The 26509-nt window shown below is 46.8% G+C and carries 27 protein-coding genes and 1 other annotated feature; of the genes, 1 reads left to right on the forward strand and 26 read right to left on the reverse strand.

What is annotated here, in order from left to right:
• Nucleotides 1-60: 60 nt before the first annotated feature.
• The 19 genes from rpoB to V6668_RS26955 all read right to left on the reverse strand — a co-directional run bounded on the left by rpoB (nucleotide 61) and on the right by V6668_RS26955 (nucleotide 17469).
• The gene (rpoB, locus tag V6668_RS26865) at nucleotides 61-3606 is read right to left on the reverse strand and encodes a DNA-directed RNA polymerase subunit beta (RefSeq protein WP_036671573.1); all 3546 of its coding nucleotides are present in this window, start codon (nucleotides 3604-3606) and stop codon (nucleotides 61-63) included.
• Between the two features lie 394 nt (nucleotides 3607-4000).
• The gene (locus V6668_RS26870) at nucleotides 4001-4621 is read right to left on the reverse strand and encodes a class I SAM-dependent methyltransferase (RefSeq protein WP_074096568.1); all 621 of its coding nucleotides are present in this window, start codon (nucleotides 4619-4621) and stop codon (nucleotides 4001-4003) included.
• Nucleotides 4622-4717: 96 nt separating this feature from the next.
• On the reverse strand, nucleotides 4718-5077 hold the full coding sequence (gene rplL, locus V6668_RS26875) for a 50S ribosomal protein L7/L12 (protein ID WP_017692065.1): 360 nt from the start codon (nucleotides 5075-5077) through the stop codon (nucleotides 4718-4720).
• A 72-nt stretch (nucleotides 5078-5149) separates the two neighbouring features.
• Nucleotides 5150-5653 (reverse strand): 50S ribosomal protein L10, encoded by a 504-nt coding sequence (gene rplJ, locus V6668_RS26880; protein ID WP_047841127.1) that lies wholly within the window; start codon nucleotides 5651-5653, stop codon nucleotides 5150-5152.
• A gap of 24 nt (nucleotides 5654-5677) precedes the next feature.
• Nucleotides 5678-5824, reverse strand: a sequence feature (ribosomal protein L10 leader region).
• A 68-nt stretch (nucleotides 5825-5892) separates the two neighbouring features.
• Nucleotides 5893-6585 (reverse strand): 50S ribosomal protein L1, encoded by a 693-nt coding sequence (rplA, locus tag V6668_RS26885; protein WP_017692063.1) that lies wholly within the window; start codon nucleotides 6583-6585, stop codon nucleotides 5893-5895.
• 94 nt (nucleotides 6586-6679) lie between these two features.
• Entirely contained in the window at nucleotides 6680-7105 is a 426-nt protein-coding gene (gene rplK, locus V6668_RS26890; RefSeq protein ID WP_017692062.1) for a 50S ribosomal protein L11, read from the reverse strand.
• 68 nt (nucleotides 7106-7173) lie between these two features.
• The gene (gene nusG, locus V6668_RS26895) at nucleotides 7174-7707 is read right to left on the reverse strand and encodes a transcription termination/antitermination protein NusG (protein WP_036607165.1); all 534 of its coding nucleotides are present in this window, start codon (nucleotides 7705-7707) and stop codon (nucleotides 7174-7176) included.
• 21 nt (nucleotides 7708-7728) lie between these two features.
• Nucleotides 7729-7920, reverse strand: a complete 192-nt coding sequence (gene secE, locus V6668_RS26900; protein ID WP_017692060.1) for a preprotein translocase subunit SecE — start codon at nucleotides 7918-7920, stop codon at nucleotides 7729-7731.
• Nucleotides 7921-7937: 17 nt separating this feature from the next.
• Entirely contained in the window at nucleotides 7938-8087 is a 150-nt protein-coding gene (rpmG, locus tag V6668_RS26905; protein WP_072735843.1) for a 50S ribosomal protein L33, read from the reverse strand.
• Between the two features lie 304 nt (nucleotides 8088-8391).
• A complete protein-coding gene (gene sigH, locus V6668_RS26910; protein ID WP_017692059.1) occupies nucleotides 8392-9036 on the reverse strand; it encodes an RNA polymerase sporulation sigma factor SigH in 645 nt (214 codons plus the stop codon).
• Between the two features lie 171 nt (nucleotides 9037-9207).
• Nucleotides 9208-9729, reverse strand: coding sequence for an NYN domain-containing protein (locus V6668_RS26915; RefSeq protein WP_338707130.1), 522 nt, complete (start codon nucleotides 9727-9729; stop codon nucleotides 9208-9210).
• Nucleotides 9730-9734: 5 nt separating this feature from the next.
• The gene (rlmB, locus tag V6668_RS26920) at nucleotides 9735-10481 is read right to left on the reverse strand and encodes a 23S rRNA (guanosine(2251)-2'-O)-methyltransferase RlmB (RefSeq protein ID WP_017692057.1); all 747 of its coding nucleotides are present in this window, start codon (nucleotides 10479-10481) and stop codon (nucleotides 9735-9737) included.
• A gap of 43 nt (nucleotides 10482-10524) precedes the next feature.
• A complete protein-coding gene (locus V6668_RS26925; RefSeq protein ID WP_036607160.1) occupies nucleotides 10525-11004 on the reverse strand; it encodes a Mini-ribonuclease 3 in 480 nt (159 codons plus the stop codon).
• Nucleotides 11001-12401 (reverse strand): cysteine--tRNA ligase, encoded by a 1401-nt coding sequence (gene cysS, locus V6668_RS26930; RefSeq protein WP_017692055.1) that lies wholly within the window; start codon nucleotides 12399-12401, stop codon nucleotides 11001-11003. The genes V6668_RS26925 and cysS overlap by 4 nt, the downstream gene beginning before the upstream one ends.
• 42 nt (nucleotides 12402-12443) lie before the next feature.
• Nucleotides 12444-13103, reverse strand: coding sequence for a serine O-acetyltransferase (gene cysE / locus V6668_RS26935; RefSeq protein WP_036607155.1), 660 nt, complete (start codon nucleotides 13101-13103; stop codon nucleotides 12444-12446).
• Nucleotides 13104-13641: 538 nt separating this feature from the next.
• The gene (gene gltX / locus V6668_RS26940; protein WP_338707131.1) at nucleotides 13642-15099 is read right to left on the reverse strand and encodes a glutamate--tRNA ligase; all 1458 of its coding nucleotides are present in this window, start codon (nucleotides 15097-15099) and stop codon (nucleotides 13642-13644) included.
• Nucleotides 15100-15132: 33 nt separating this feature from the next.
• Nucleotides 15133-15609, reverse strand: coding sequence for a 2-C-methyl-D-erythritol 2,4-cyclodiphosphate synthase (gene ispF / locus V6668_RS26945; protein WP_017692052.1), 477 nt, complete (start codon nucleotides 15607-15609; stop codon nucleotides 15133-15135).
• Nucleotides 15606-16301: a 2-C-methyl-D-erythritol 4-phosphate cytidylyltransferase gene (gene ispD / locus V6668_RS26950; RefSeq protein ID WP_338707132.1), complete on the reverse strand. Its 696-nt coding sequence runs from the start codon at nucleotides 16299-16301 to the stop codon at nucleotides 15606-15608. Before ispD ends, ispF begins: the two co-directional genes overlap by 4 nt.
• Nucleotides 16302-16383: 82 nt before the next feature.
• Nucleotides 16384-17469: a PIN/TRAM domain-containing protein gene (locus V6668_RS26955; RefSeq protein ID WP_047841132.1), complete on the reverse strand. Its 1086-nt coding sequence runs from the start codon at nucleotides 17467-17469 to the stop codon at nucleotides 16384-16386.
• A gap of 173 nt (nucleotides 17470-17642) precedes the next feature.
• Here V6668_RS26955 and V6668_RS26960 point away from each other — a divergent pair, with 173 nt between their 5' ends.
• A complete protein-coding gene (locus tag V6668_RS26960; protein WP_017692049.1) occupies nucleotides 17643-18038 on the forward strand; it encodes a hypothetical protein in 396 nt (131 codons plus the stop codon).
• A gap of 126 nt (nucleotides 18039-18164) precedes the next feature.
• Here the strand turns inward: V6668_RS26960 and pssA are convergent, their stop codons facing one another.
• The 7 genes from pssA to V6668_RS26995 form a co-directional block, all read right to left on the reverse strand.
• Nucleotides 18165-18896 (reverse strand): CDP-diacylglycerol--serine O-phosphatidyltransferase, encoded by a 732-nt coding sequence (gene pssA, locus V6668_RS26965; protein ID WP_017692048.1) that lies wholly within the window; start codon nucleotides 18894-18896, stop codon nucleotides 18165-18167.
• Nucleotides 18897-18941: 45 nt separating this feature from the next.
• Nucleotides 18942-20018, reverse strand: a complete 1077-nt coding sequence (gene disA / locus V6668_RS26970) for a DNA integrity scanning diadenylate cyclase DisA (protein WP_036607144.1) — start codon at nucleotides 20016-20018, stop codon at nucleotides 18942-18944.
• Nucleotides 20019-20031: 13 nt separating this feature from the next.
• The gene (gene radA, locus V6668_RS26975; RefSeq protein WP_036671578.1) at nucleotides 20032-21399 is read right to left on the reverse strand and encodes a DNA repair protein RadA; all 1368 of its coding nucleotides are present in this window, start codon (nucleotides 21397-21399) and stop codon (nucleotides 20032-20034) included.
• Nucleotides 21400-21671: 272 nt separating this feature from the next.
• Complete coding sequence (locus tag V6668_RS26980; protein ID WP_036607223.1) at nucleotides 21672-24134, reverse strand: ATP-dependent Clp protease ATP-binding subunit; 2463 nt, start codon at nucleotides 24132-24134, stop codon at nucleotides 21672-21674.
• Between the two features lie 184 nt (nucleotides 24135-24318).
• A complete protein-coding gene (locus tag V6668_RS26985; RefSeq protein ID WP_036607140.1) occupies nucleotides 24319-25389 on the reverse strand; it encodes a protein arginine kinase in 1071 nt (356 codons plus the stop codon).
• A gap of 28 nt (nucleotides 25390-25417) precedes the next feature.
• Complete coding sequence (locus tag V6668_RS26990; RefSeq protein ID WP_036607138.1) at nucleotides 25418-25942, reverse strand: UvrB/UvrC motif-containing protein; 525 nt, start codon at nucleotides 25940-25942, stop codon at nucleotides 25418-25420.
• A 31-nt stretch (nucleotides 25943-25973) separates the two neighbouring features.
• Nucleotides 25974-26435: a CtsR family transcriptional regulator gene (locus tag V6668_RS26995; RefSeq protein WP_036671579.1), complete on the reverse strand. Its 462-nt coding sequence runs from the start codon at nucleotides 26433-26435 to the stop codon at nucleotides 25974-25976.
• Nucleotides 26436-26509: the final 74 nt, after the last annotated feature.

The following is a 26509-nucleotide window of genomic DNA, read 5'->3' on the forward strand; positions in this document are numbered from 1 at the left end:
GAAGCCGGAGCAAGACGTGAGCCTGATGAAAAACGCCGGTCATCATGCGCTCGAAGCGGTTTATTCCGCTCCGACCTCTGTACCCTCAAGGTTGAGGCTGAGCTTATCGCTCGCAGCGTCATCTTCATCGTCCATTTCTCTCATTTCAATCTCTTGCTCATCTTCGCTCAAAATCTTAACGTCCATACCCAAGCTTTGTAGCTCTTTGATCAATACTTTGAATGATTCAGGAACACCTGGTTCCGGAACATTCTCACCTTTGACAATGGATTCATACGTTTTAACCCGACCAACAACGTCATCGGATTTAACAGTCAAGATTTCTTGCAGTGTATAAGCAGCACCGTATGCCTCAAGCGCCCATACTTCCATCTCCCCGAAACGCTGTCCACCAAATTGAGCTTTACCACCCAATGGCTGTTGCGTAACAAGTGAGTAAGGACCCGTGGAACGGGCATGGATTTTATCATCAACCATGTGTGCCAATTTGATCATGTGCATGACACCTACGGTAACTTCACGTTCAAACTCTTCACCTGTACGACCATCATACAGGACAGTTTTACCATTACGCTGCATACCTGCTTCTTCCATCGTATCGAAGACGTCATACTCCTTCGCTCCGTCGAATACAGGAGTTGCTACGTGAATACCCAGTTGCATCGCCGCCATACCCAAGTGAACCTCGAGTACTTGACCGATATTCATCCGGGAAGGTACACCCAGTGGGTTAAGAACGATCTGTACCGGTGTACCGTCTGGCAGGAAAGGCATATCTTCTTCCGGCAAGATGCGGGCCACGACCCCTTTGTTACCGTGACGTCCAGCCATTTTATCACCCTCGGAAATTTTCCGTTTTTGAGCGATATATACACGAACGAGTTGGTTAACACCTGGGGGCAGCTCATCACCGTTTTCACGGGTAAATACTTTCACGTCTACCACGATACCATCAGTACCATGTGGTACACGCAAGGAAGTATCACGTACTTCACGTGCTTTCTCACCAAAGATCGCATGCAAGAGACGTTCTTCTGCTGTCAGCTCTGTTACACCCTTTGGTGTTACTTTACCAACCAGAATGTCGCCAGCACTGATCTCAGCACCGATGCGGATAATACCGCGCTCATCCAAGTTACGCAACGCTTCTTCCCCAACGTTAGGGATGTCACGTGTGATCTCTTCAGGTCCAAGCTTGGTATCACGTGCTTCTGACTCATACTCCTCGATATGGATGGATGTGTATACATCTTCCTTAACGAGTTTTTCACTGAGCAAGATCGCATCCTCGTAGTTGTAACCTTCCCAAGTCATGAAGGCAACAACAACGTTACGTCCCAGAGCCAATTCACCCATTTCCGTTGAAGGACCATCAGCGAGGATATCGCCAGCTTTGACAGCGGCACCTCTTTTAACAATCGGACGCTGGTTAATGCATGTTCCTTGGTTCGAACGCATAAATTTGTGTAATTTATATTTAACGATATCGCCTTTAACTTCCTGACCGTCCACTTCTTCAACACGACGGACCCAAATCTCGTTCGCAGTAGATCGTTCAATAATTCCGTCATAATCGGAGACAATACATACACCGGAATCTTTCGCGGCTTTGTGTTCCATACCTGTTCCCACAAGTGGTGCTTTAGGAATCAAAAGTGGAACGGCCTGCCGCTGCATGTTTGATCCCATGAGCGCACGGTTGGAGTCATCGTTCTCAAGGAACGGAATAAGCGCTGTAGCGACGGATACAACTTGCTTAGGAGATACGTCCATGTAGTCAACGCGCTCACTCGGCATCGTAAGGATGTTATCCGACTGTTTGTTATAACGTACAATGATCGCTTCTTCTTCAAATGTACTATCTTCATTCAGCTTCGCATTCGCTTGCGCGATAACATAGTTGTCCTCTTCGTCCGCTGTCAGGTAATCAATTTGCTCGGTTACAATACCTGTCTTCGGATCAACCCAACGATATGGAGCTTCAATAAAGCCATATTCATTCACACGGGCGAACGTAGACAAGGAGTTGATCAAACCGATGTTTGGTCCCTCTGGCGTCTCGATTGGACACATACGGCCATAGTGGGATGGATGGACGTCACGCACTTCCATACCTGCGCGCTCACGCGTCAAACCACCGGGTCCGAGTGCGGACAAACGACGTTTATGTGTCAACTCACCCAGCGGGTTCGTTTGATCCATAAACTGTGACAACTGAGAGCTACCAAAGAACTCTTTAATGGATGCAATAACAGGACGTATGTTAATCAAGGCCTGTGGTGTAATTACGTTAGCATCCTGAATGGACATTCTCTCACGAACCACACGCTCCATACGGGACAAACCGATACGGAACTGGTTCTGCAGGAGTTCACCCACCGAACGCAAACGACGGTTACCCAGATGATCGATATCATCCGTGCTACCAATTCCCTGCAGAAGGTTAAGGAAATAACTGATGGACGAAATGATATCCGCCGGTGTCACGTTTTTAACGGACTTGTCAATGATTCCATTGGCAATCAGTTTGACTACTTTACCATCTTCTGTTGGTGAAAATACATCGATCGTTTGCATAGGAACATCATTAGCATCCAGAACACCGTTACCCACGTGGTACGTGCGGAAACCAACGCTCTTCTCCAGATACGGCATGATTTCATCCAACAAGCGTCGATCCACCATTTGACCTGCTTCAGCAATAATCTCGCCTGTTTCAGCGTCAACAAGTGATTCAGCCAAACGCTGGTTAAACAAACGGTTTTTGATGTGAAGCTTTTTGTTCATTTTGTAACGACCTACATTAGCCAGGTCATAACGTTTTGGATCAAAGAAACGTGCTACGAGCAAGCTTTTCGCATTATCCAGCGTTGGCGGCTCGCCCGGACGAAGACGCTCATAGATCTCAATGAGTGCTTTCTCCGTGGAATCCGTGTTGTCTTTGTCCAGTGTGTTGCGGATATATTCGTCATTACCGAGCAGATCCAGAATCTCAGCATCTGTGCCAAAACCAAGTGAACGCAGGAGAACCGTAACCGGTATTTTACGTGTACGGTCGATCCGGACATAAACAACATCCTTCGCGTCCATCTCCAGTTCCAACCAAGCGCCGCGGTTAGGAATAACTGTAGCGGTATACGTTTTTTTGGCGTTTTTATCTACTTTGGTACTGAAGTAAACGCTAGGAGAGCGAACCAACTGGCTGACAATAACCCGTTCCGCACCATTAATAATAAATGTGCCCGTGTTGGTCATCAGCGGGAAATCTCCCATGAATACTTCCTGCTCTTTGACTTCGCCGGTTTCCTTATTAATGAGCCGGACTTTGACCCGAAGCGGTGCTGCATACGTAACGTCACGCTCTTTTGCGTCGTCTACTGTATACTTCGGTTCACCGAGACTGTAATCGATAAATTCCAAAATCAAGTTACCTGTAAAATCCTGGATCGGCGAGATATCCTGGAACATTTCGCGCAACCCTTCCTCCAAAAACCAATCATAGGATTTTTGTTGGATTTCAATCAGGTTCGGAACTTCGAGTATCTCGTTAATTCGTGCATAACTGCGCCGAGTGCGTCGACCATATTGAACAAGATGTCCTGCCAACTTAAACTCACCCCTCAATGTCTACTCACTTTAAAAATTTCGTTGCGAACCTCTGTTTGTAACCTTATAATGGTACACATACAGAGCAAAGCAATGCATCCACAAATAAAGAAAAGCCCTTACTCGAAATGTCGTTCGAAAAAAGAGCAACTTTGATCGGCGGATGTCTTTCCAAATCATTCTTATCCCCAGTTTGCCCAAAATGTACATATTATACGCCAAACGTAGGCATAATAAGCCCGTTCGGCGTAAAAAAAGGTTGACATTTTTAGTTAGCTAAAGCCAAGTAGGGCATCTTAATACTGACATTTTACAACTATACCACGACCTGAATTTCAAGTCAATAGTCCTATTGCAAAAAAAATGATCCCCTGCTTACTTTACAAACTCGGATTCAGCTTTTAGTAGATACCTCTTCCGATTTCACCGCTTTGAAAATCCGATAGCCTTTATCCTTCGTCACTTCTTCCACTCTTCCAAACAAAGATTCCAATTTCGCTTTCGCTGACGGTGCTCCTTGTTTCTTCTGAATGACAATCCACAACGAACCGCCTACCTTCAGATGGCGATGTGCCTGTTCGAAAATAGTATGAACCGTCTCTTTCCCAGCCCGTATAGGCGGGTTGGTTAGGATAACGTCAAAATCTTGCTTTTTTACTTCAGACAGTAGATTACTTTGCAATACCGTAACATTGTTAATTCCGTTCGCTTTTGCATTTTCCCTGGAAAGTTCAACGGCTCTCTCGTTGATATCGATCATGGTGACATGCCCATCCGGTACAAGTTTGGCTGCTGTAAGACCCATTGGCCCGTATCCACAGCCCACATCGAGAACATGAGCCCCTGATGGCAACTCTATCGCATCAATCAATACTCTGCTGCCATAATCGATTCCGTTTTTGGAAAACACACCGGCATCCGTCACGAATCGCAGACTGAATCCGCGAAGAACCGCTTCAGTTGCTCTGCGATCATGCGCCACTTGCGGTTTGTCCGAATAATAATGATTGGACATGCCCTCACTCACTTTCCATTTACAATTACAGCAACAAACCCCTTGATATAAGTCAAGGGGTTTGTTGTTTTGTTCATTTAGCTTGTAATAGCTAAATTATTTAACTTCAACTGAAGCGCCTGCTTCTTCAAGCTTAGCTTTAACCGCTTCTGCTTCTTCTTTAGCAACTTTTTCTTTCAATGCTTTTGGAGCGTTGTCAACCAATTCTTTTGCTTCTTTCAGGCCAAGACCTGTGATTTCGCGAACTGCTTTGATAACGTTGATTTTGGAAGCACCAGCGCTAGTCAAGATTACGTCGAACTCGGATTGCTCAGCTTCAGCAGAAGCTACTGCACCTGCAGCAGCTACTGGAGCTGCAGCAGTTACGCCGAATTCTTCTTCGATTGCTTTAACAAGATCGTTCAATTCCAGTACAGTCATGCCTTTGATTGCTTCTAAGATTTGCTCTTTACTCATGAGTGAACCTCCATATATAATATTATTTTTTTAAATTCATTTGCCGCCTAAGCAGCATTCAGATCAAGTTGCTTACGCGCCTTGTTCTTCTTTTTCTGCAACTGCTTTAACCGCAAGCGCGAAGTTGCGCACTGGCGCTTGAAGCACGCTGAGGAGCATGGAGAGGAGTCCATCGCGGGATGGCAGTTCTGCCAATGCCTTAACTTCTTCTACTCCGATTACGCGACCTTCTACGACTGCACCTTTCAATTCCAGTGCATCGTTCTTTTTCGCGAAGTCGTTCAGAATTTTAGCTGGAGCCACAACGTCATCTACGCTGAATGCAATTGCAGTAGGACCTGTAAGAACATTTTCAAGTTCTGTCAGTTCTGCTGCTGCAGCTGCACGGCGAAGCAACGAGTTTTTCAGCACTTGGAATTCGATCCCTGCTTCACGAAGTTGCTTACGCAACTCAGTTACTTGGGCAACGTTCAATCCGCGATAGTCAACAACAACAGTTGTAACGCTCTCGCGCAATTTTGCTGTTACTGCATCAACGGATTCTTGTTTTGCTTGAATCACTTTTGCGTTTGCCAATCTGTACACCTCCTGATCAAATTTATCCCATTAAGAAAAGCCTCCGTAGAATCACGAAGGCTTGATATATACTCATCATCGATTTGCATCGTTCTAAGTTCTATAATCACACCTCGGCAGGAAATTAAGCCAAATGGCACCTACTGTCTACGGCAAGCATATTCAAATGTCAACGGTCAGTCACTCGGACTCACAACTTTTATATCTTATCAAAAACAGGACAAGCCTGTCAAGAGATATTATCTAAAAGCTGCTGCGTTCACGCGTGCGCCAGGGCCCATCGTGGAAGAAAGACTAACATTCTTCAGATAAACACCTTTTGCTGCCGCTGGTTTAGCACGATTCAGAGCTTCCATGAGAGCTTTGAAGTTCTCATTAAGTTGCTCAGAAGAGAAAGAAGCTTTACCAATCGGTGCATGAATTTGACCTGCACGATCCAGACGATATTCGATTTTACCGGCTTTAATTTCTTGAACAGCCTTAGTTACATCGAAAGTTACCGTTCCGGCTTTAGGGTTAGGCATCAGACCTTTACCGCCGAGCAGTCGGCCCAATTTACCTACTTCACTCATCATATCTGGTGTCGCTACGCAGACGTCGAATTCGAACCAGCCTTGTTGGATTTTGTTGATCATGTCTGCATCACCAACATAGTCCGCGCCAGCCGCTTCCGCTTCTTTCGCTTTGTCACCTTTTGCAAATACCAATACGCGTTGTGTTTTACCTGTGCCGTGTGGCAAGACAACAACACCACGTACAGCCTGGTCTTGCTTACGAGGGTCTACACCCAAACGAACTGCTGCTTCGATTGTTTCATCGAATTTTGCAGTAGCTGCCTTTTTCACAAGCTCTACAGCTTCTGAAGGCTCGTAAGTTGCTTCGCTGTCAATCAGCTTAGCAGCTTCCAGGTATTTTTTACCGTGTTTAGCCATGTTTTATTCCTCCTTTGTGGTGTTAGCGGATATACCTCCCACATCAACCGGTCGCGAATCGACCGGTTTTACGAAGCCATGTTTCTTATGAAAATTAGTCTTCGATGGTGATACCCATGCTGCGGGCAGTACCTTCGACCATACGCATAGCGGACTCAACGTCTGCTGCATTCAGGTCAGGCATTTTTGTTTCTGCGATTTGACGTACCGCATCACGTTTAACAGTAGCAACTTTTTTCTTGTTCGGTTCGCCTGATCCTTTTTCAACTTTAGCTGCCACTTTCAACAGAACTGCTGCTGGTGGAGTTTTAGTGATGAAAGTAAAGGAACGGTCCTCGAATACAGAAATTTCAACTGGAATAATCAATCCCGCTTGATCAGCTGTACGAGCGTTGAATTCTTTACAGAATGCCATGATGTTGACACCTGCTTGACCCAAAGCTGGACCTACTGGTGGTGCTGGGTTTGCTTTACCTGCTGGAATCTGCAGTTTTACCATTTTAATAACTTTTTTCGCCATGATTGACACCTCCTTGCAAAATAGTGGTTAACGGGTTTTTCAACCCTCCCACAAGAAACTTGAAGAAACTATATCTTCTCCACTTGCGTGTATTCCAACTCAAGCGGTGTTTCCCGTCCAAACATGTTCACGTGCACTTTCAACTTGCTTTTCTCTACCAAAATTTCTTCCACGGAGCCTACGAAATTCGCAAAAGGACCGACTTTAATACGTACGGATTCCTTAATATCGAACTCAATTTTCGGCTTAGGTTCAACCATTCCCATGTGCTTCAGAATTTGTTCCACTTCTTCAGGCAACAATGCAGTTGGTTTGGACCCAGAACCTGTCGAACCGACAAATCCTGTAACCCCTGGTGTGTTGCGAACAACATACCAAGAATCATCCGTCTGTACCATTTCCACCAAGACATAACCGGGGTAAACTTTACGCATAACGGTTTTTTTCTTACCGTCCTTGTTTACCACTTCTTCTTCCATAGGAACAAGAACGCGGAATATCTTGTCTTCCATGCCCATAGACTCTACGCGTTTTTCCAAATTGGCTTTGACCTTGTTCTCATACCCTGAATAGGTATGAACGACGTACCATCTTTTTTCCATATCAAGCCACCGGAACCCTTCTTAAATAATCGCTTCGATCACAAAGGAGATGCCAATGTCAATGACCCAAAAAAACAGCGTCATAACCACAACAGTACCAAGTACGATCAATGTGTAGTTGGTCAGCTCTTTACGATTAGGCCAGCGAACTTTTTTAAGTTCAGCCCAGCTTTCTGAGAAAAAGGAAATCAGAGATTTGAAACTTCGTTTCACGCCGACACCTCCAAAAACTATCTGGTTTCGCGATGAGAAGTCTGCTCGTTACAAAACTTGCAAAATTTCTTCATCTCCATGCGGTCGGGGTGATTACGCTTGTTTTTTGTCGTAGTGTAATTTCTTTGTTTGCAGTTAGTACAAGCCAAAGTAATAATTACCCGCATGATGTACACCTCCCGAAGACTTCCACATTCAAGCAGAGTCTCTAAATTGATCCTGAAAAAAAGCCATAAATTTAGGCCTACCTAAAACACTTTATCACAAGGGTATAACCATGTCAATGAAAGAATAGTCTTTCATTCATTGGGTATTACTTCCGTACAACGTACATTCGTTTCTCATCTCTGTTTTTCTCTTCTCCTGCTTGGACCGAGCGATTACTAGTATAAACATTCTTAGATTTTATAAACTTGAGACACTAAAAAAAGACTCAAACACCGAGCCTTTTCCGTCAACGACAACATCTGTTTAATTATCTCGAACTTCCAGGTACTTTTCAAGTTTGCGCTTGACGCGCTGAAGTGCATTATCAATGGACTTCACATGTCTGTCCAAATCTACTGCAATCTCTTGATAAGATCTCCCGTCCAGATACAACATCAATACTTTACGTTCCAGATCACTCAGAATCTCGGACATTTTATCTTCCAGGCCCACAAACTCTTCCTGATTGATGATAAGTTCTTCCGGATCACTGACCTGGGTTCCACAAATCACATCGAGTAACGTACGATCAGACTCTTCGTCATAAATAGGCTTGTCCAGAGATACATAAGAATTAAGCGGAATATGCTTCTGACGTGTTGCTGTCTTAATCGCCGTGATGATCTGTCTTGTAATACACAGTTCGGCAAAAGCCTTGAACGAAGCCAGTTTGTCCCCTTTGAAATCTCGAATGGATTTGTAGAGGCCAATCATTCCTTCTTGAATAATATCTTCCCGGTCTGCCCCAATCAGAAAATAAGATCTTGCCTTGGCGCGTACAAAGTTACGATATTTGTTAATTAGAAACTCTAACGCTTCGCTTTCGCCTTCACGGAAAGCTTCGACAATGTCTTCGTCACTTTGGTAATCATACTTAGATAACATGATATCTTTGAGGTCGACACTCACAGACAATCCCTCCGGCTGCAACGCAAGGTACCCCGTTACTCTACTCTATGAAATATAGGATCAGTATATATGATGGTACCTCACACCGTCAACCACGCTCTGCCTAAAAAAGAACATCAATAACATAAATGTCAAGAGTTTCAATATTCTAAATTTTGTAAAAACGTACTGTTATTCCCGGCGCCATCGCTCAAACTCTTTCAATACATCGGGACTTAACTTACCCCCGAGTGTGTTACGTGTGGTCTTCGCCTGATCTTCTTCCAGTCGTTTTTTTAATTCTTTTTCGTTCTGCTCAACTTCAATTAGTAACTCCCTTGCAGATACGCGTAGCGCTCCCTGTCCAAAAATGACATGTTGCTCTACCATATCGCTCGTAGCCACATAGATTTGGCGTCTTCGCATGCTTAGTTCCCGAACGAGTCTTTCAATGCATTCGTCTGCCGTCTCTTTTTCCTTTGTAAAATAGATCTGCACTTTGCTCTGAGTAAAGGATTTACCGAGTCCAGGCACGAGGTAGGCGTCAAACACAACAATGACTCGACGGCCGGAGAAAGCCTGGTAGTCTGCAAGACGAAAGAGAAGCCTGTTACGTGCGTCTTCGAGCCCACTTTCCGCCAGTTTGGTTAATTCCGGCCAGTCGCCAATCATGTTGTACCCGTCTACAAGAAGCACATCACGGGAATCAGCCATACCATCTATTCCTGCGCTTGACGCGAGCGGAGCACTTCGTACATGACAACCCCGGCTGCCACGGAAGCATTCAGGGAATTAATCTGACCTTGCATTGGTAGTTTGATCAGCACATCGCATTTCTCACGAATAAGTCGTCCCATTCCCTTGTTCTCATTTCCGATTACCAATGCCACAGGGCCAGTAAAGACTCCATTACCAAAGACACCTTCATGAGCCGTGACATCTGTCCCTACAACCCATACACCTTCCTCTTTGAGGCGATCGATGGTCTGTCCAAGATTACTTACCCGAGCCACTGGCACGTACTCCACAGCGCCTGCTGATGTTTTGGATACTGTCACGGTTACCGCTGCCGAGCGACGTTTCGGTACAATGACGCCATGCGCACCCGTGCAATCTGCTGTCCGCAAAATGGACCCCAGGTTATGAGGATCTTCAATCTCATCCAACAGAATCAGGAAAGGATGCTCATTCTTCGCTTTTGCTGCGGCAAGAATGTCTTCTACCTCCACATAAGCGTAAGGTGCTGCTTGAGCAACTACCCCCTGATGCTGAATGCCTGGTACCGTTTGATCCAGCTTACGCTTGTCCACGTGTTGAATGACAATACCTAGTTTTTTAGCTTCCGAGATAATAGGTTGAGTCAGATGTTTCTGTGCTGTATCGGCAATCCATATTTTATTAATGGTCCGGCCTGAACGCAGCGCCTCCGTCACGGAGTGTTTACCGGCGATCCATTCTTCTTCCATCGTTGTTCGATCCTCTCTGTAATGCGTTGTTTTGTTGAAATTTCTATTTTTTTGTCGGTGATGGCGATTGTTGTTCCGCGTGCTCAATGCCAAGCCCGATCAGTTCAATCATGCGATCGTGATGACCACTGCTGTAGAGGTAACCAATGAGACATTCAAAAGCCGTAGCATGTCTGTATTCCAACACATCTGCATTTTTGGGTACACTACCCGACTTGGCATTCCGCCCTTGCCGGACGATATCACGTTCTTCCTCTGTCAGTTCAGCCTCAATCGTTGTAAGTATGCGGCTCTGTGCCTTCGCTGATACCAACCCGGTTGCACTACGGTGCAAATGATTGGGACGCATGTTGGCCTTCGACAACAGATATTGACGAACAGCTACCTCATATACCGCATCACCAATATAGGCCAGTGCAATAGGTGGAATCAACCTCGCAGGTCTGGAAGGAGGATATGGGAACCATCCTCCCTCTGTGACCTGCTCCTGTTGTTTTGGTGTATTTGGATGTCCCTCGCTCATTTGCGCCGCCATCTCATGCCCTGCGCCGTATCTTCAAGCAGAATGCCACGTGCAGACAATTCATCGCGAATTTCATCCGCTCTTGCCCAGTTTTTCGACTTGCGCGCTTCTACACGCTCTTCAATCAGACGTTCTACTTCCTCATCCAGAAGTTCTGGCTCTGCGTCAGTATAGATGCGCAGCACAGCATTCAATTCACTGAACAATTCGAGGAGTGCACGAATGTCTGCCGCATTAACTACTTCTTGCTGCAACAGTTGGTTGGCTTCACCTGCCCACTCAAACATCGCAGTGATCGCATCAGGAGTATTGAAATCGTCCTGCATCTTTTCGTGATACTGCTGACGAATTTGGTCGAGTCTTGCCGCAAACTCTGCTGTGATGTCCTGATCAACAGTTACTGCATTCAGACGATGGTTCAGGTTACCTACCGCATTTGCAATCCGGTCCACACTGTTCTGTGCCTGCTCCATCGTATCATCCGTGAAGTTCAATGGATTGCGATAGTGGGTAGACAACATGAAATAACGAATCGCTTCGCGTTTATATTGATTCCGCAAGTCTTTAACCAGAACACCATTACCGAGTGATTTCGACATCTTCTCGTTATCAATCCGGATGAATCCATTATGCATCCAGTAGTTCGCAAGTGGTTTACCTGTTAATACCTCGGATTGGGCGCATTCGCACTCATGGTGCGGGAACTGCAAATCCTGTCCACCCCCGTGAATGTCCAGTGTATCCCCAAGGTACTCCCTAGCCATGGCGGAGCACTCAATATGCCAGCCTGGTCGACCATCGCCCCAAGGACTGGACCAATAGATCTCACCTGGTTTGGCAGCCTTCCAGAGCACAAAATCTTCGGGATGCTCTTTGCGCTCGTCCACACCCACACGGATTCCAAATTGCAGCTCCTGCAGGTTTTGTTTCGAAAGTTTGCCATATTCGCTGAATTTGCCTGTGCGATAATAGACGTCACCGCCATTTTCATACGCAAATCCTTTTTCAACCAGCTCACGGATAAAATCAATGATCAGCGGCATGTTTTCCGTTACTCTCGGATTGCTGCTTGCCTTGGGAATACCCAATCCCTCAATGTCTTCATAATAGGCAGCAATAAATTTCTCAGCCACGTGAGGAACGTCTGTTCCAAGTTGTTCTGCTTTGCGAATCAACTTATCGTCCACATCCGTGAAGTTCACCACATAGTTCACATCATGTCCTGTCTGTTCCAGGTATCCACGAACCGTGTCGAAAAAGATAACCGGGCGTGCATTCCCGATATGAATGTAGTCATATACCGTTGGTCCGCAGACATACATTTTCACTTTCCCTGGCTCTTGGGGAACAAATTTCTCTTTGGTACGACTCATCGTATTATAAATCTGAAGCGTCATGGTCACTTATCCTTTCATCCTATACTGCCTTTATTTATTGTATCACGTATCACGCACAGTCTCATTTTCACGGGCATTTTGCAGTGTACGTACTTCTTCCTGCAATCGTTCGAGTTCTTTTTGCATACCGCGCAAGGAGTCAACGACCGGATCGGGCAATTGCTGACTGAGGCGATCTACCCGTCGGCCATCCTGTTTAACAATTCTACCCGGTATACCTACCACGGTACTATTGGAAGGGACCTCCTTAAGCACAACGGAGTTCGCACCAATGTTACACTGATCCCCCACGCTAAATGAACCCAGCACCTTGGCTCCGGATGAGATAACCACATTATTACCAATGGTCGGATGTCTCTTTCCTTTTTCTTTCCCTGTTCCGCCCAGGGTAACCCCCTGATAGATAACGACATCATCGCCAATCTCACATGTTTCTCCAATAACGACGCCCATTCCATGGTCAATAAACAACCGATTTCCGATCGTAGCTCCAGGATGTATCTCGATTCCTGTCATAAAACGACTAACCTGCGAAATGAACCGGGCAACCGAGAACCATCTTCGCTTGTATAAAAAATGAGCGATCCGGTGTGCCCATATCGCATGCAGCCCTGAGTAGGTGAATACCACCTCAAACCAACCTCGGGCCGCCGGATCGTTTTCAAACACCGCCTGGATATCTGATCTGATCTTCTTGAACATGCTCGTTCCCCTCTTGTTCAGGTTCCCGTCCTCCGGCTTACCGGACGGCGCGTTCCTTGGTAGTGTACTGCACACTCGCCTAAACAAAAAAACGCCCCTGCAGCATTTAGCTGCAGAGGCGTTTATCGCGGTCCCACTCTGCTCGGTTCATTCTTAAATAGAATGAGCCCTCAAGCGGTTTGGTAACGGAAACCAATCGTCACAACCTATCCTAACGTTTTCCCATGTCATGATCGACAAAGGCGGGGCTGGATTCGGCTGTGCAGCTCACGGGCGCATTTCGACTGATGGACAGTGGATGGTTCACAGCCACCGCATCCAAAGAAATCTCTCTTTGCTACGGGACCATCCTCTCTGAATCTGTCCGGGTCAGTCTACTCCTCCCGATCTTTGCTGTTCTATTAGATAAATCATATCAATTATTCGTTGTGTTGTTATTATAGCGAAAAGGCCTCAGACTGACAACAGCCTCCTACGTAATCTATCCATCGTAGGACTGTGTTCAGATTCCAAATAAACGGAATGTCTTCGACTAAGATTATTTTACTTGTGCAAGCAAACGTTCGATCACCGTATCACGACCCAGAAGCACGATCGTTTGGTTCAGATCCCGTCCATGCGTCTGTCCAGTCAAGGCTACACGAATTGGCATAAAGAGCTGTTTGCCCTTAAAGCCGGTTTCTTTCTGTACTTCCTTGATCAATGCAGCCATTTTGCTTGGAGTAAACTCTTCGCTCGCCTGTACTTTATCCGCAAATGCCTTCAGTACAGTTGGCACCTGCTCCTCCGCAAGCACTGCTTCTCCTTCACTTTCAAGCTCCAGATTGGAACGGAAGAATACTTCCGACAATTCGACAATATCGGAGGCAGAATTCATCTGCTCTTGGTACAGGTGTACCAGAGTATAAGCCCATTCTTTTTGTTCAGCAGACAGCTCGGAAGAAATACGTCCAGCCTTTTGCAGATGCGGAATGGCCATTTCGGCAATACGTTCCGGGTCAGCATGTTTGATATAGTGGTTGTTCAAGTGCGCCAGCTTGTGGGTATCAAATACCGCAGGGCTCTTGGACAGACGTTTCGTATCAAAAATGGAGATCAGTTGCTCTTGCGAGAAGATCTCTTCTTCCCCTTCCGGCGACCAGCCGAGTAAGGAAATAAAGTTAAACATCGCTTCAGGCAAATAGCCGAGCTGATCATACTGCTCAATAAACTGGATAACGGACTCATCCCGTTTACTCAGCTTCTTGTGATTTTCATTCACGATCAACGTCATATGACCGAATTGCGGTGGCTCCCAGCCAAGCGCTTCATAGATCATCAGTTGACGCGGCGTGTTTGAGATGTGATCTTCCCCGCGCAGGACGTGGGAGATCTTCATCAAGTGATCATCCACAGCAACGGCATAGTTGTATGTGGGAATGCCGTCTTTTTTCACAATGACGAAGTCACCGGATTCCTTGCTGTTGAACGAGATTGTGCCTTTAACCATATCATCAAACGTATATGTGCGCTCTTCCGGCACACGGAAACGAATACTCGCTACGCGGCCTTCCGCTTCAAACGCACTAATTTGCTCTGGAGTCAGGTCACGGTGTTTGCCAGAATAACGCGGTGTTTCTCCACGTGAAGACTGTTCCTCGCGCTCTTGCTCCAATTCTTCTTCCGTGCAGAAGCAACGGTAAGCCAGACCTTTATCCAGCAATTCCTGCGTATATTTACGATAGAGGTCCAGACGTTCCGTTTGACGGTATGGTCCGTATTCTCCGCCCACGTCAATACTTTCGTCCCACTCAATTCCGAGCCATTTCAGGTATTTCAGTTGGCTTTCTTCACCACCGGCAATATTCCGTTTCACGTCCGTATCTTCAATACGAATAATGAATTTACCGTTATTATGTTTGGCATATAAATAGTTAAACAACGCCGTACGGGCATTCCCGATATGCAGGTGTCCCGTTGGGCTCGGCGCGTAACGCACACGAATATCCGTGCTCATATGATCCCCTCCGTCACTAATTGATTGATGATATCACACACGTACAAGGCAAACAACGGATTGAGCGGCAATGCCCTCTCCCCGTCCCGGGAATCCCAGTTGCTCTGTCGTTGTTGCTTTCACGTTCACCTGTGTTACATCCGCTTCCAGTGCCTTGGCAATAACCTCAGCCATCTGTGGGATATAAGGAGCCATCTTTGGCTTCTGGGCAATAATCGTTGAATCGATATTCCCTAGCTTATACCCGCGATCCTTCACAAGCTGCCATACATGCTCCAGCAATTTCAGGCTGTCGGCATCTTTGAATTCCGGATCGGTATCCGGGAAGTGCTTGCCAATATCCCCAAGTGCCAGTGCACCCAAAATGGCATCACTGATCGCGTGCAACAGCACGTCTGCGTCCGAGTGACCCAGCAGACCTTTTTCATAAGGAATCGTTACTCCGCCAATAATACACGGGCGTCCCTCTACCAGCTGATGTACATCAAATCCCTGTCCTACACGTATCATCGCTTCTTCTCTCCCCCCAGCAAAAACGCAGCATATTTCAAATCTTCCGGCGTTGTTAATTTGATATTGGTATAATTGCCTTCCACAACCTTGACCGACATTCCCTGACGTTCAGCCAGCATGGCATCATCTGTTCCCAGAAATCCGTCCTGCTCAGCTGATTCGTAGGCGGAGAGCAGGGAAGAAAGACGAAAAGCCTGCGGGGTTTGAATGCTCCACAGACTGCTGCGGTCTGGCGTCGCCGTAACGACACCTTCCGCATTCACTTGTTTGATCGTATCCTTCACGGGAACCGCCAGTACAGCTGCTCCACCACCGGCTATGGCGGCCGCCATGCATCCCTTGATCTGCTCATGGTTCACAAAAGGACGTACCCCGTCGTGAACGAGAACCCAATCCGTCCCAAGTGCCTCAAGGCCTTTATGGACAGAATGTTGTCTCTCTTTCCCTCCGGGGATAACACGGACACGTGAAGCCAATTGGTATTCTTTTACCCAATCCTGGCAGCGTTCAACATCTGCGGTTCCTGTGACCAGCACCATCTCGCGGATCTCGTCCAGCACAGCAAATACCTCAAGCGTATGTATGAAAACGGGCTTGTCCTGCAGCAACAGAAACTGTTTGCTCTCGGTCGTCCCCATCCGGGTTCCGCGACCTGCTGCCACAATGACAACGCCCCACCCTTTATCCATGCCGCAATCCCTGCCTTGTCTGTCAGTTTATCGTCCAAAGATATACAATATCATTCAACGATACACTACCCATCATACCGCTTTATTGGGCTTTTTCCAACAGTTTCGGCTTGGCAAAAATCATTCGTCCCGCTGAAGTCTGCAACACACTGGTCACCAGCACTTCCATCATCATGCCGATATACTCGCGTCCGCCCTCCACAACGATCATTGTGCCATCATCCAGATAGGCTACACCTTGACCATGCTCCTTGCCATCCTTGATGATCTGCACCATGATCTCCTCACCTGGCAGAACAACCGGCTTAACCGCATTGGCGAGATCATTAATGTTCAACACAGATACACCCTGGAGTTCGCACACTTTGTTCAGGTTAAAGTCATTGGTGACCACTTTACCCTGAAGCACTTTAGCCAGTTTAACCAGTTTGCTGTCCACCTCGGAGATTTCCTCGAAATCCCCCTCGTAGATCAGGACTTTTACATCAAGTTCCTTCTGAATTTTGTTCAAAATGTCCAGTCCACGCCGTCCTCTGTTCCGCTTGAGCAGATCCGATGAATCGGCAATATGCTGTAACTCCTCCAGAACAAATTCCGGAATTACGATCGTGCCTTCAATAAATCCGGTTTTGCATATATCAGCGATACGCCCATCGATAATAACACTGGTATCCAGAATTTTATGTTCTTCCATCCGTCTATCCTCGTCCACCTCGGGATGACCCCATCGTCCAGACATCCAGAAGGCCCCCAGATCGTCTTTCTTCGCCATGGCAAGGGTATAACCGGAATAAGCACTAATCACCGTCAGCGCTACTTGCAGCACTTCTCCTGCCGTCCCCATCCATCCCACAACAGGGTAAAGTAACAAGGCCACGAGCAATCCTGCAACGGTACCTGCAGCACCTGCAGCCAATTCGTTCATAGGTACTTTTGCCAATGAATCAATTCCACTATGCAGCCTGTCTGCCATCAATGTTCCACCAATATTACATACAGCCATAAACATTACAGCTCCCAGCAGCGTCGATATACCAGCTCCCAGTAATCCTGCTGACTGAATCCACTCCGCCATCCATGGGACCGATTTTCCTGCCAGATGATATGCCGTGTAGCCGAACCATGCACCGCACAATCCTGTAAAAGTTAAAATGCCTTTTTTCCACATTAGTCCCTGCACCTCCTTCAATGTATCTTGATCTTTATATCCAGTATGATCCAATTCCTGAATTGCTAATCCCATCTGGAAGAACTTTTTGGAAATGTTGCAATCGTCAGTTGAAAGTAGGTAAATTATTGGCATATAATGAATTCAATTCATATCCCGAGGTGATTGGCAAAATGAGTACGCTAAGTTTACAGGCTTTCCAGGATCAAGTTTCTGAACTGTTGTTGCGTCATCGCAGCCTGATTGATGTACTGTCCAAAACGGGACAAGCCGGAGCGTCTGTTAACCGTGCCGTGTCCAAAGCCATTACCGAATGCGGCTGCATCGAGCTGCACGCCACCAAGCAGAAATATGCCCCGGAGAGCGATATCGCTCAAACCAAGGGCCTGCTGGAAACGCATGTGGAAGGTGAGTTGTGTGAGAACTGCAGAGAGGTCATCAGCTCTGAGCTAGGGAGGAACCTGTTCTACATGTCGGCTCTCTGCAATCTGCTGGACATTAACATGGAAGAGGTCGTAAATCACGAATCACAGAAGTGTTCAACGTTAGGGATGTTTAATCTGTCGTAAGAAGATATGTATGTCGTCCGTAAGGGTTTCTTTTACCGTAAATAGATCTGAATAAACAAAAAGCACGCATTCTCCAGTTCAGGAGAGTACGTGCTTTCTTTGTATAGTGTCTGTCCCCAAGGCGACTTAACGATCGGAAGGACGGGAAGATTTCTCATCCTTGCGCTTTTTCGCCCGACTACGCGAGGCCGCTGTTCGCACATTATGCTTCATTCCATACAAGGCGTATAACACCAGCGGAATAAAGATCAATTTGGATAACTGCTCTGGGAAAATAACGGCTACGGCTATGGCAAATAACACAACCCATGGTGCAATCCAGATTGCCTTGCGTGGCAACCCGACCTTTTTGAAATTGGGATATTTAAGCGAACTCACCATCAGATACGATAACAGCAATGTAGCAATCATCATGCTAACTGGGCCAATATCCTTATTGAACAAGGACAGTGTGGCCAGTACCCCGCCGGCTGCCGGTATCGGCAGACCTGTGAAGTATCCGGGAATACCCGGACGAACGTTAAACCGTGCAAGACGAATGGCTCCACAGATCGGAAAAGCCGCTGTTGCGATCCAGGCGAGGATCGGCATTGAATCTTGAAACGACACCATAAATATGATCAGGGCTGGTGCTGCACCAAAGGAAACCATGTCAGACAAGGAATCCAGTTCCTTACCGAATTCACTTTGAGCATTAAGTGCACGTGCCACTCGGCCATCCAGACCATCCAGTAGCATCGCTACAATGACCATAATGGCAGCCAAACTGTAATTTCCATCAATCGCAAGCAAAATTGCCATCATTCCAAGAAACAGATTACCCAGGGTAAAGAGATTCGGAATGAATCTGGTTAGCATCGTTGTTTCACCTCATCCATTTCAAGCCTTTATATAGGCAAACCCTTACATCTGTCTGTCGATAAACATTTGCTCCTGCAAACGTTTGAGGCCTTCCTTAATGGTCCGGGCACGAACTTCACCAATACCGTCCACTTCGTCCAGTTCTTCAATTGTAGCCATAATAACATGAGGCAATTGTTCGAATTGATCCACCAGATTATGGATAATGACATTGGGCAGGCGGGGGATCTTATTTAATACCCGGAATCCACGAGGGGCAACCGAATCCTCTGAAGTAGCCGCTGATGAAGGATAGCCGAGCAGACGAACAATATGATGTGCATCCAGCAACTCATCGTCCGACAATCTTTTCAGTCCCACGATAATTTCACGGATTTTGTCATCACTGTCGTCACGGGCATAGTCTTTATACAATAACCAGGCTTCTTCTTCCGTTGTACCCACAAGTTCTTCCATTTGCATGGAAATGAGTCGTCCCTCATTCCCGAGTTCATGAATGTACCGTTGGATTTCCGTTTTGATCCGCATCACCATTTCGGTACGCTGAATCACATTAACCACTTCAGGAATCGTTACTAATTCCTCAAATTCCGAAGCACTCAGATTCGTAAGGGACTGTGTTAATACCGCTTTGTATTTCTCCAGGGTTTGGATCGCTTGATTCGCTTTGGTCAAAATAACCCCGATTTCCTTGAGGGAATAACGAAGTGTTCCCTGATACAAGGTAATGATATTCCGGCGCTGTGATATGGATACGACCAATTTACCCGTTTGCTTCGCTACACGCTCTGCCGTCCGGTGACGAATCCCCGTCTCTGATGAAGAGATCGAAGAGTCCGGGATTAACTGGGTATTGGCGTAAAGAATACGCTTCAAATCCTCGCTAAGAATAATGGCTCCATCCATCTTGGCGAGTTCATACAGATAGTTCGGGGAGAAATCACAGTTAATCGAGAATCCCCCATCCACCACTTCCATTACTTCAGGGCTGTATCCTACAACAAGCAGTGCGCCCGTCTTGGCGCGCAGCACATTTTCCAGACCTTCGCGGAAAGGTGTACCTGGTGCGATCAGCCTTAACAACTCATTCATATTATCCAGTTGGCTCATATCTTTCATCTTGTTATGCCCCCTAATCTAAAGCAACCGCTAGTGCATCTGCCACGGTATTCACACCGATCAGTTGTATCCCGCGAGGATGTTTCCAGCCCTTTAAGCTTTTTTCTGGTAAAATGACTCGTTTGAAGCCCAGCTTTGCGGCTTCCTTCACTCGCTGTTCGGCCCGTGATACGGCTCGAACTTCACCTGTCAGACCGATCTCGCCAAAGATGACGTCATCCGGCTTGGTCGGTACATCTCTCAAACTGGATGCAATGCTGACGGCAACCGCCAAGTCTACAGCGGGCTCATCCAATCGTACTCCACCAGCCACGTTCAGATACGCATCCTGGGTCTGTAAGAACATACCCATTCGTTTCTCCAGCACTGCAATGATAAGATTTAATCGATGCAGATCTACCCCTGTTGCCATACGGCGGGGAGAAGGGAAATGGGTGGTTGAGATCAACGCCTGTAATTCCACGAGCAGAGGACGTGTCCCCTCCATACTGGCAACTACCGTTGAACCTGCTACACCCAGTGGACGTTCCGACAAAAAGAGTTCGGACGGATTGCCCACCTCACGAAGTCCATCCTCGCCCATTTCAAAAATACCAATCTCATTGGTGGAACCAAAACGGTTCTTCACCGCACGCAACAGGCGATACGTATGATGCCGTTCTCCTTCAAAATAAAGCACGCAATCCACCATATGTTCTAACATACGTGGACCGGCAATAGCACCTTCTTTGGTAACATGCCCCACAAGAACCGTTGCAATGCCTCTGCCTTTGGCAATCCGCATGAACCTTGACGTACATTCCCTTACCTGTGCAACACTACCAGGCGCACTGGTAACTTCGGGAAGATATACCGTCTGAATGGAGTCGATGACCAGAAAATGCGGCTGGATCTGATCCACCGCTTCCTCTACACGTTCCATATTGGTTTCACACAGTACATACAACTCGGCAGAGAGTGCCCCTAGACGGTCTGCCCGCAATTTGGTTTGCTTGACTGATTCCTCACCGGAAACATATAACACACGCAAACCCGAATGCGTCAAAGCATGGGACGTCTGCAACATCAACGTTGATTTACCAATACCCGGATCTCCGCCCACCAGAACGAGTGAACCCGGAACGATTCCGCCACCCAATACCCGGTTCAACTCTCCGATTCCAGTCTGTACACGCGGTTCCTGACCGCTATCTATATCTATGATAGGAAGCGGTTTATCTTTACTGTCAAACAGAGGAGAATTTCTCCCTTGTGTTTTGACCACTGTCTCTGTTTCTTCCACCATTGAATTCCATGACTGACAACCCGGACACTTACCGTACCACTTGGGGGCTTCATAGCCGCATTCCGTACATTGAAACTTGGTTTTAACTTTGGCCACTTCAGCACTCCTATAATTTAATTTTATAACAGCATTTTGCATTATTCGACGAATTTCACCCAAACTCCCTGACGTGCAGGGTTACTAAAAGTTTACCATTGTTTGAGATTTTTCGTAAAGGATTATCGCAAACTTTACACATGTTCCTGACATAATCATGTCCGTCTTCTGTCCAAAGTGCAAAAAATCCTCCCCGGCCGAAGCCGAGAAGGATTTGATTAAGGATTATGGATCAATACAAGCTGAAGTTTAACTCCAAAGCTTGCTAAATATTATTTGGTTTCGATTTCCTCATTGGACGGAACGACCACGTCTTTTTTCGTAACAGACAGTGCACCGTTCTCTTCGTCGATGAGCAATGAATCCCCTTTGGTTACGTTACCTGTGAGCAACTCTTCGGACAATTTGTCCTCGATATGCTTCTGGATCGCCCGACGAAGCGGACGCGCACCGTAAGCCGGATCAAAGCCTGACTTCGCAAGGAAAGACTTGGCATTATCAGTGAGTTCGAAATCGACCTCATGTTCGAGCAGTCGTTTACGAAGTTCTTCACTCATAAGCGTAACAATTTCAGCGATGTGTTTTTCTTCGAGTGAATGGAACACGATAATTTCATCAATCCGGTTAAGGAACTCTGGACGGAAGCTTTTCTTCAGCTCATCCATCACTTTCCCCTTCATGTTGTCATAATCTGCTCCTGCATCTACAACTGCAGTGAAGCCCAGTGTAGAGTTACGTTTGATCGCTTCGGCACCCACGTTGGATGTTAGAATGATCAGCGTATTGCGGAAGTCAACGACGCGACCTTTGGAATCCGTCAGACGACCATCCTCAAGCACTTGTAACAAGATATTGAATACTTCTGGATGTGCTTTCTCGATTTCATCGAGCAGGACTACGGAATATGGTTTGCGACGAACTTTCTCTGTCAGCTGGCCACCTTCTTCGTACCCAACATATCCTGGAGGCGCTCCGACAAGTCGGGAAGTCGAGTGCTTCTCACCATACTCGGACATATCAATCCGGATTACTGCATTTTCATCGCCGAACATCGCTTCAGCCAGAGCACGAGCAAGTTCTGTTTTACCTACCCCTGTAGGGCCGAGGAAAATGAATGAACCCATCGGACGTTTTGGATCTTTAAGTCCCGCACGAGCACGACGAACCGCACGGCTGACAGACTTCACTGCCTCATCCTGACCGATGACACGTTCATGTAGAATAGACTCCAGATTCATCAGACGCTGTGTCTCTTCTTCTTTCAGTTGGTTCACAGGGATTCCTGTCCAGCTGGCTACCACTTGTGCGATATCCTCAGGAGTAACCTCGGAATCGGTGCGACCTTGTTTCTCTTTCCACTGGTTCTTCGTTACATCCAGCTCTTCACGGATTTTTTGTTCCGTATCACGCAGAGCTGCTGCTTTTTCGAACTCCTGACTTTGAACTGCAGCGTCTTTTTCCTTACGGATATCTTCCAGACGGCTTTCCAGTTGTTTCAGGTTTGGTGGGATCGTGTAAGAGTTCAATCTTACTTTGGAACCCGCTTCATCAATCAGGTCAATCGCTTTATCTGGCAGGAAACGGTCTGTAATGTAACGGTCAGACAGTTTAACCGCCTGCACAATTGCTTCGTCCGTAATTTTCACGCGGTGATGCGCCTCATAACGGTCACGCAAGCCGTGCAAGATTTGAATCGCTTCTTCCGGAGAAGGCTGATCTACAGTAATCGGTTGGAAACGACGCTCAAGCGCTGCATCCTTCTCGATGTATTTACGATATTCATCCAGTGTTGTCGCACCGATACATTGCAATTCTCCACGGGCCAGAGCCGGTTTCAAAATGTTAGAAGCATCGATGGCACCTTCAGCTCCGCCTGCGCCAATCAAGGTATGCAATTCGTCGATAAACAGGACAATGTTACCTGCTTGGCGAATCTCATCCATGATTTTTTTTAGACGATCTTCGAACTCACCACGATATTTGGTTCCAGCCACTACAGAACCCATATCCAGGGTCATTACACGTTTGTCGCGCAATGTTTCCGGAATCTCATTTGCAATAATTTTTTGTGCAAGGCCTTCAGCAATCGCTGTTTTACCTACACCTGGCTCACCGATCAATACCGGGTTGTTCTTCGTACGACGGCTGAGCACCTGAATGACACGTTCAATTTCTTTGCTACGTCCAATGACTGGGTCCAGGTTGTTCTCTCTCGCATAAGCCGTGAGATCACGTGCCAGACTGTCCAGCGTTGGTGTACTTACATTGGCAGGTGTGCCATTATGACTGGATACAGCTTCACTGCTGCCAAGCAATTGCAGCACTTGTTGCCGTGCTTTGTTCAGGCTAATTCCCAGGTTATTGAGCACACGTGCTGCAACACCTTCGCCTTCACGAATCAATCCGAGCAGGATATGCTCTGTGCCTACATAAGTGTGGCCCAATTTACGAGCTTCATCCATAGACAGTTCAATTACTTTTTTCGCACGTGGCGTATATGCAATGTTGGTAGGTTGCTCTTGGCCACGGCCAATTAGCGTTTCTACTTCATCCTGAATTTTTTCCAATCCGAGTCCCAGGCCGATCAGTGCTTTGGCTGCGATGCCTTCGCCTTCACGAATGAGGCCGAGCAAAATATGCTCAGTACCGATGTTATTATGACCGAGACGGACAGCTTCTTCCTGCGCGAGTGCGAGCACCTTTTGGGCCCGTTCCGTAAATCTTCCAAACATCATATCTCCTGCACCTCCATGGTTTTGGATAAAACGAGGTCATGTAATGAAATAACCGTCGTATTCTTCATATCATTTTTGTTTGCAGCCGTGCTGCGAATAAAGTCATTTGGCATTTGTACATGCCTTATTATATAAAAGCCGCAATGCGGCATGAAACCATAATTCAATACTATATCAGGCTAAACTAGGACTGCTTCGCTGCATTGATCGTATCACGAATCAACTGAGCACGGTATATGTCACGCTCATCTGTGCGCATATCTTCCCCGAATGTTTTCTGCAAAAATCCCGGCTGTGTCATCACATTCAACTCATTCATTACCGTGATGGACAGTCCATCCAACAATCCGAGATCCACGCCAAGGCGTACATCCGATAAGCGCTGTGCAGCTTCCTTGGAATCAACAATAGCTGCATGAGACAATATGCCATAAGAACGCATGACCCGATCCGTAATCCGAAGTCTGGAGTCGGTAATTAACCGTTCTCTCGCTGTACGTTCATGACCAATCATCTGTAACACAACACCATGCAGGTTCTCAATGACTTCCTGTTCGGTCTGTCCCAATGTAATCTGATTCGAGATCTGGAACAGGTTACCCATCGCCTCGCTACCTTCACCGTATATTCCTCTTACCGTCAATCCCACTTGGGAAACTGCGGTTAGAATACGGCCTATCTGTTGCGTCATCACCAGAGCAGGCAAGTGCATCATAACCGATGCTCTGACACCTGTACCTACATTAGTAGGACAGCTGGTTAAGTATCCTCTGCGATCATCAAAAGCATAATCCACATGCGCTTCAAAAGCATCATCTATTGCGGAAGCTTTCTCCCAGGCTTCTTTCACCTGGAACCCCGGATAGAGGCACTGGATACGAAGATGATCCTCTTCGTTAATCATAATACTGACTGACTCATCCTCACTGAGAATAACCGCACCATTCCTGGATTCATTCGCAAGACTTGGACTGATGAGATGTTTCTCCACCAGCACCCGTTTGTCGAGTTCGTCAATATCGATCAGATCCAACGTATGAAAATCCCCAAAGGCATGAACGTCATCGTATTGAAGTACTTCGCTCAGCTTATTCAGCACCTCTTCCGATTGCTCATTGGAAGCCAGCATCGGAAACGGAACATGCTGAAGGTTGCGTGCAATCCGGACACGGCTGCTAATGACAATTTCGGAATCAGCCGCATCACTGCGCATCCAGTCGCTGAGCGCCTTCTCTGTAAAGCGCAGATTAGGCATTACGCATCCCTCCTACTCATGACCAACTTTACTCCTGAGCTATTCCTTTTTCAAGTCCTCTGATCTGGTCACGGATCTGGGCCGCCTCTTCAAATTCCTCTTGTGCGATGCTCTCTTGGAGCTCACGCTTCAGATCAGCAATTTGCCGTTTCACCTTGATGCGACCACCAGCTCGTGCAGGCACTTTGCCTACATGGGACGTATTACCATGAACCCGCTTGAACAAAGGATCCAGACGGCTGTCAAAATATTTATAACATGAACTGCAGCCGAACCGGCCTATCTTACTAAATTGAGCGTACGTCATACCACACTCTTCACATTGAAGTGCTTTTGCAGGTGGTGTTCCTGCCGATCCACTTTTGCCGGCTGGATCAAAATCAAGCAATCCGGACAACAAGTTGTGAATGGAAAACCCACCTGCTGTTCCAGGGATCATTTCCCCTTTTTCACGGGCACATGACTCACAAATATGGAATTCCGTCTTCTCTCCATTTACGATCTTCGTAAAATGAAGTGTCGCCGGACGTTTATTGCATTCTTGGCACAGCATATTGATGTACCTCCTTTGACCCCGATAGTTTTCATTTACCGAGCAAAGATATTAACATCGCCTTCAACATTCTGGCACGAATTTGATCCCGGTAAGGAAGTTTGACCAATATAACCTCTCTAGATACAGCAGCTCGCATCAACCCGGCTTCCCGCTTGTTCAAGAAGCGCGCTTCTTCCAATTGATAGATCAGACCTTCGGCAGCTGTCTGCCCGATCTCTTCACCAATACTATGGTGCAAATGATTATGCAGAGCTGATTGGGCCGGTAATTCAATGCGCTGTATGCGAACATAACCACCACCGCCGCGTTTACTCTCTACCAGGTATCCCTTCTCGAGTGTAAAACGTGTGCTGATGACATAATTGATCTGGGAAGGTACACATGAGAATTGATCTGCCAGATCATTACGCTGAATTTCAACCATTCCTTCGGGACTTTCATGCAAAATACTCTTCAGATATCGTTCGATAATATCAGAGATATTACGCATCCAATCATCCTCCACTGTCTGAAACGTTAAGTCAATAAGGACCCACACGCCCCCACAGAGTACACCTTCTCTAC

The organism is Paenibacillus amylolyticus, from assembly GCF_036894225.1.
Classification (GTDB): domain Bacteria; phylum Bacillota; class Bacilli; order Paenibacillales; family Paenibacillaceae; genus Paenibacillus; species Paenibacillus amylolyticus.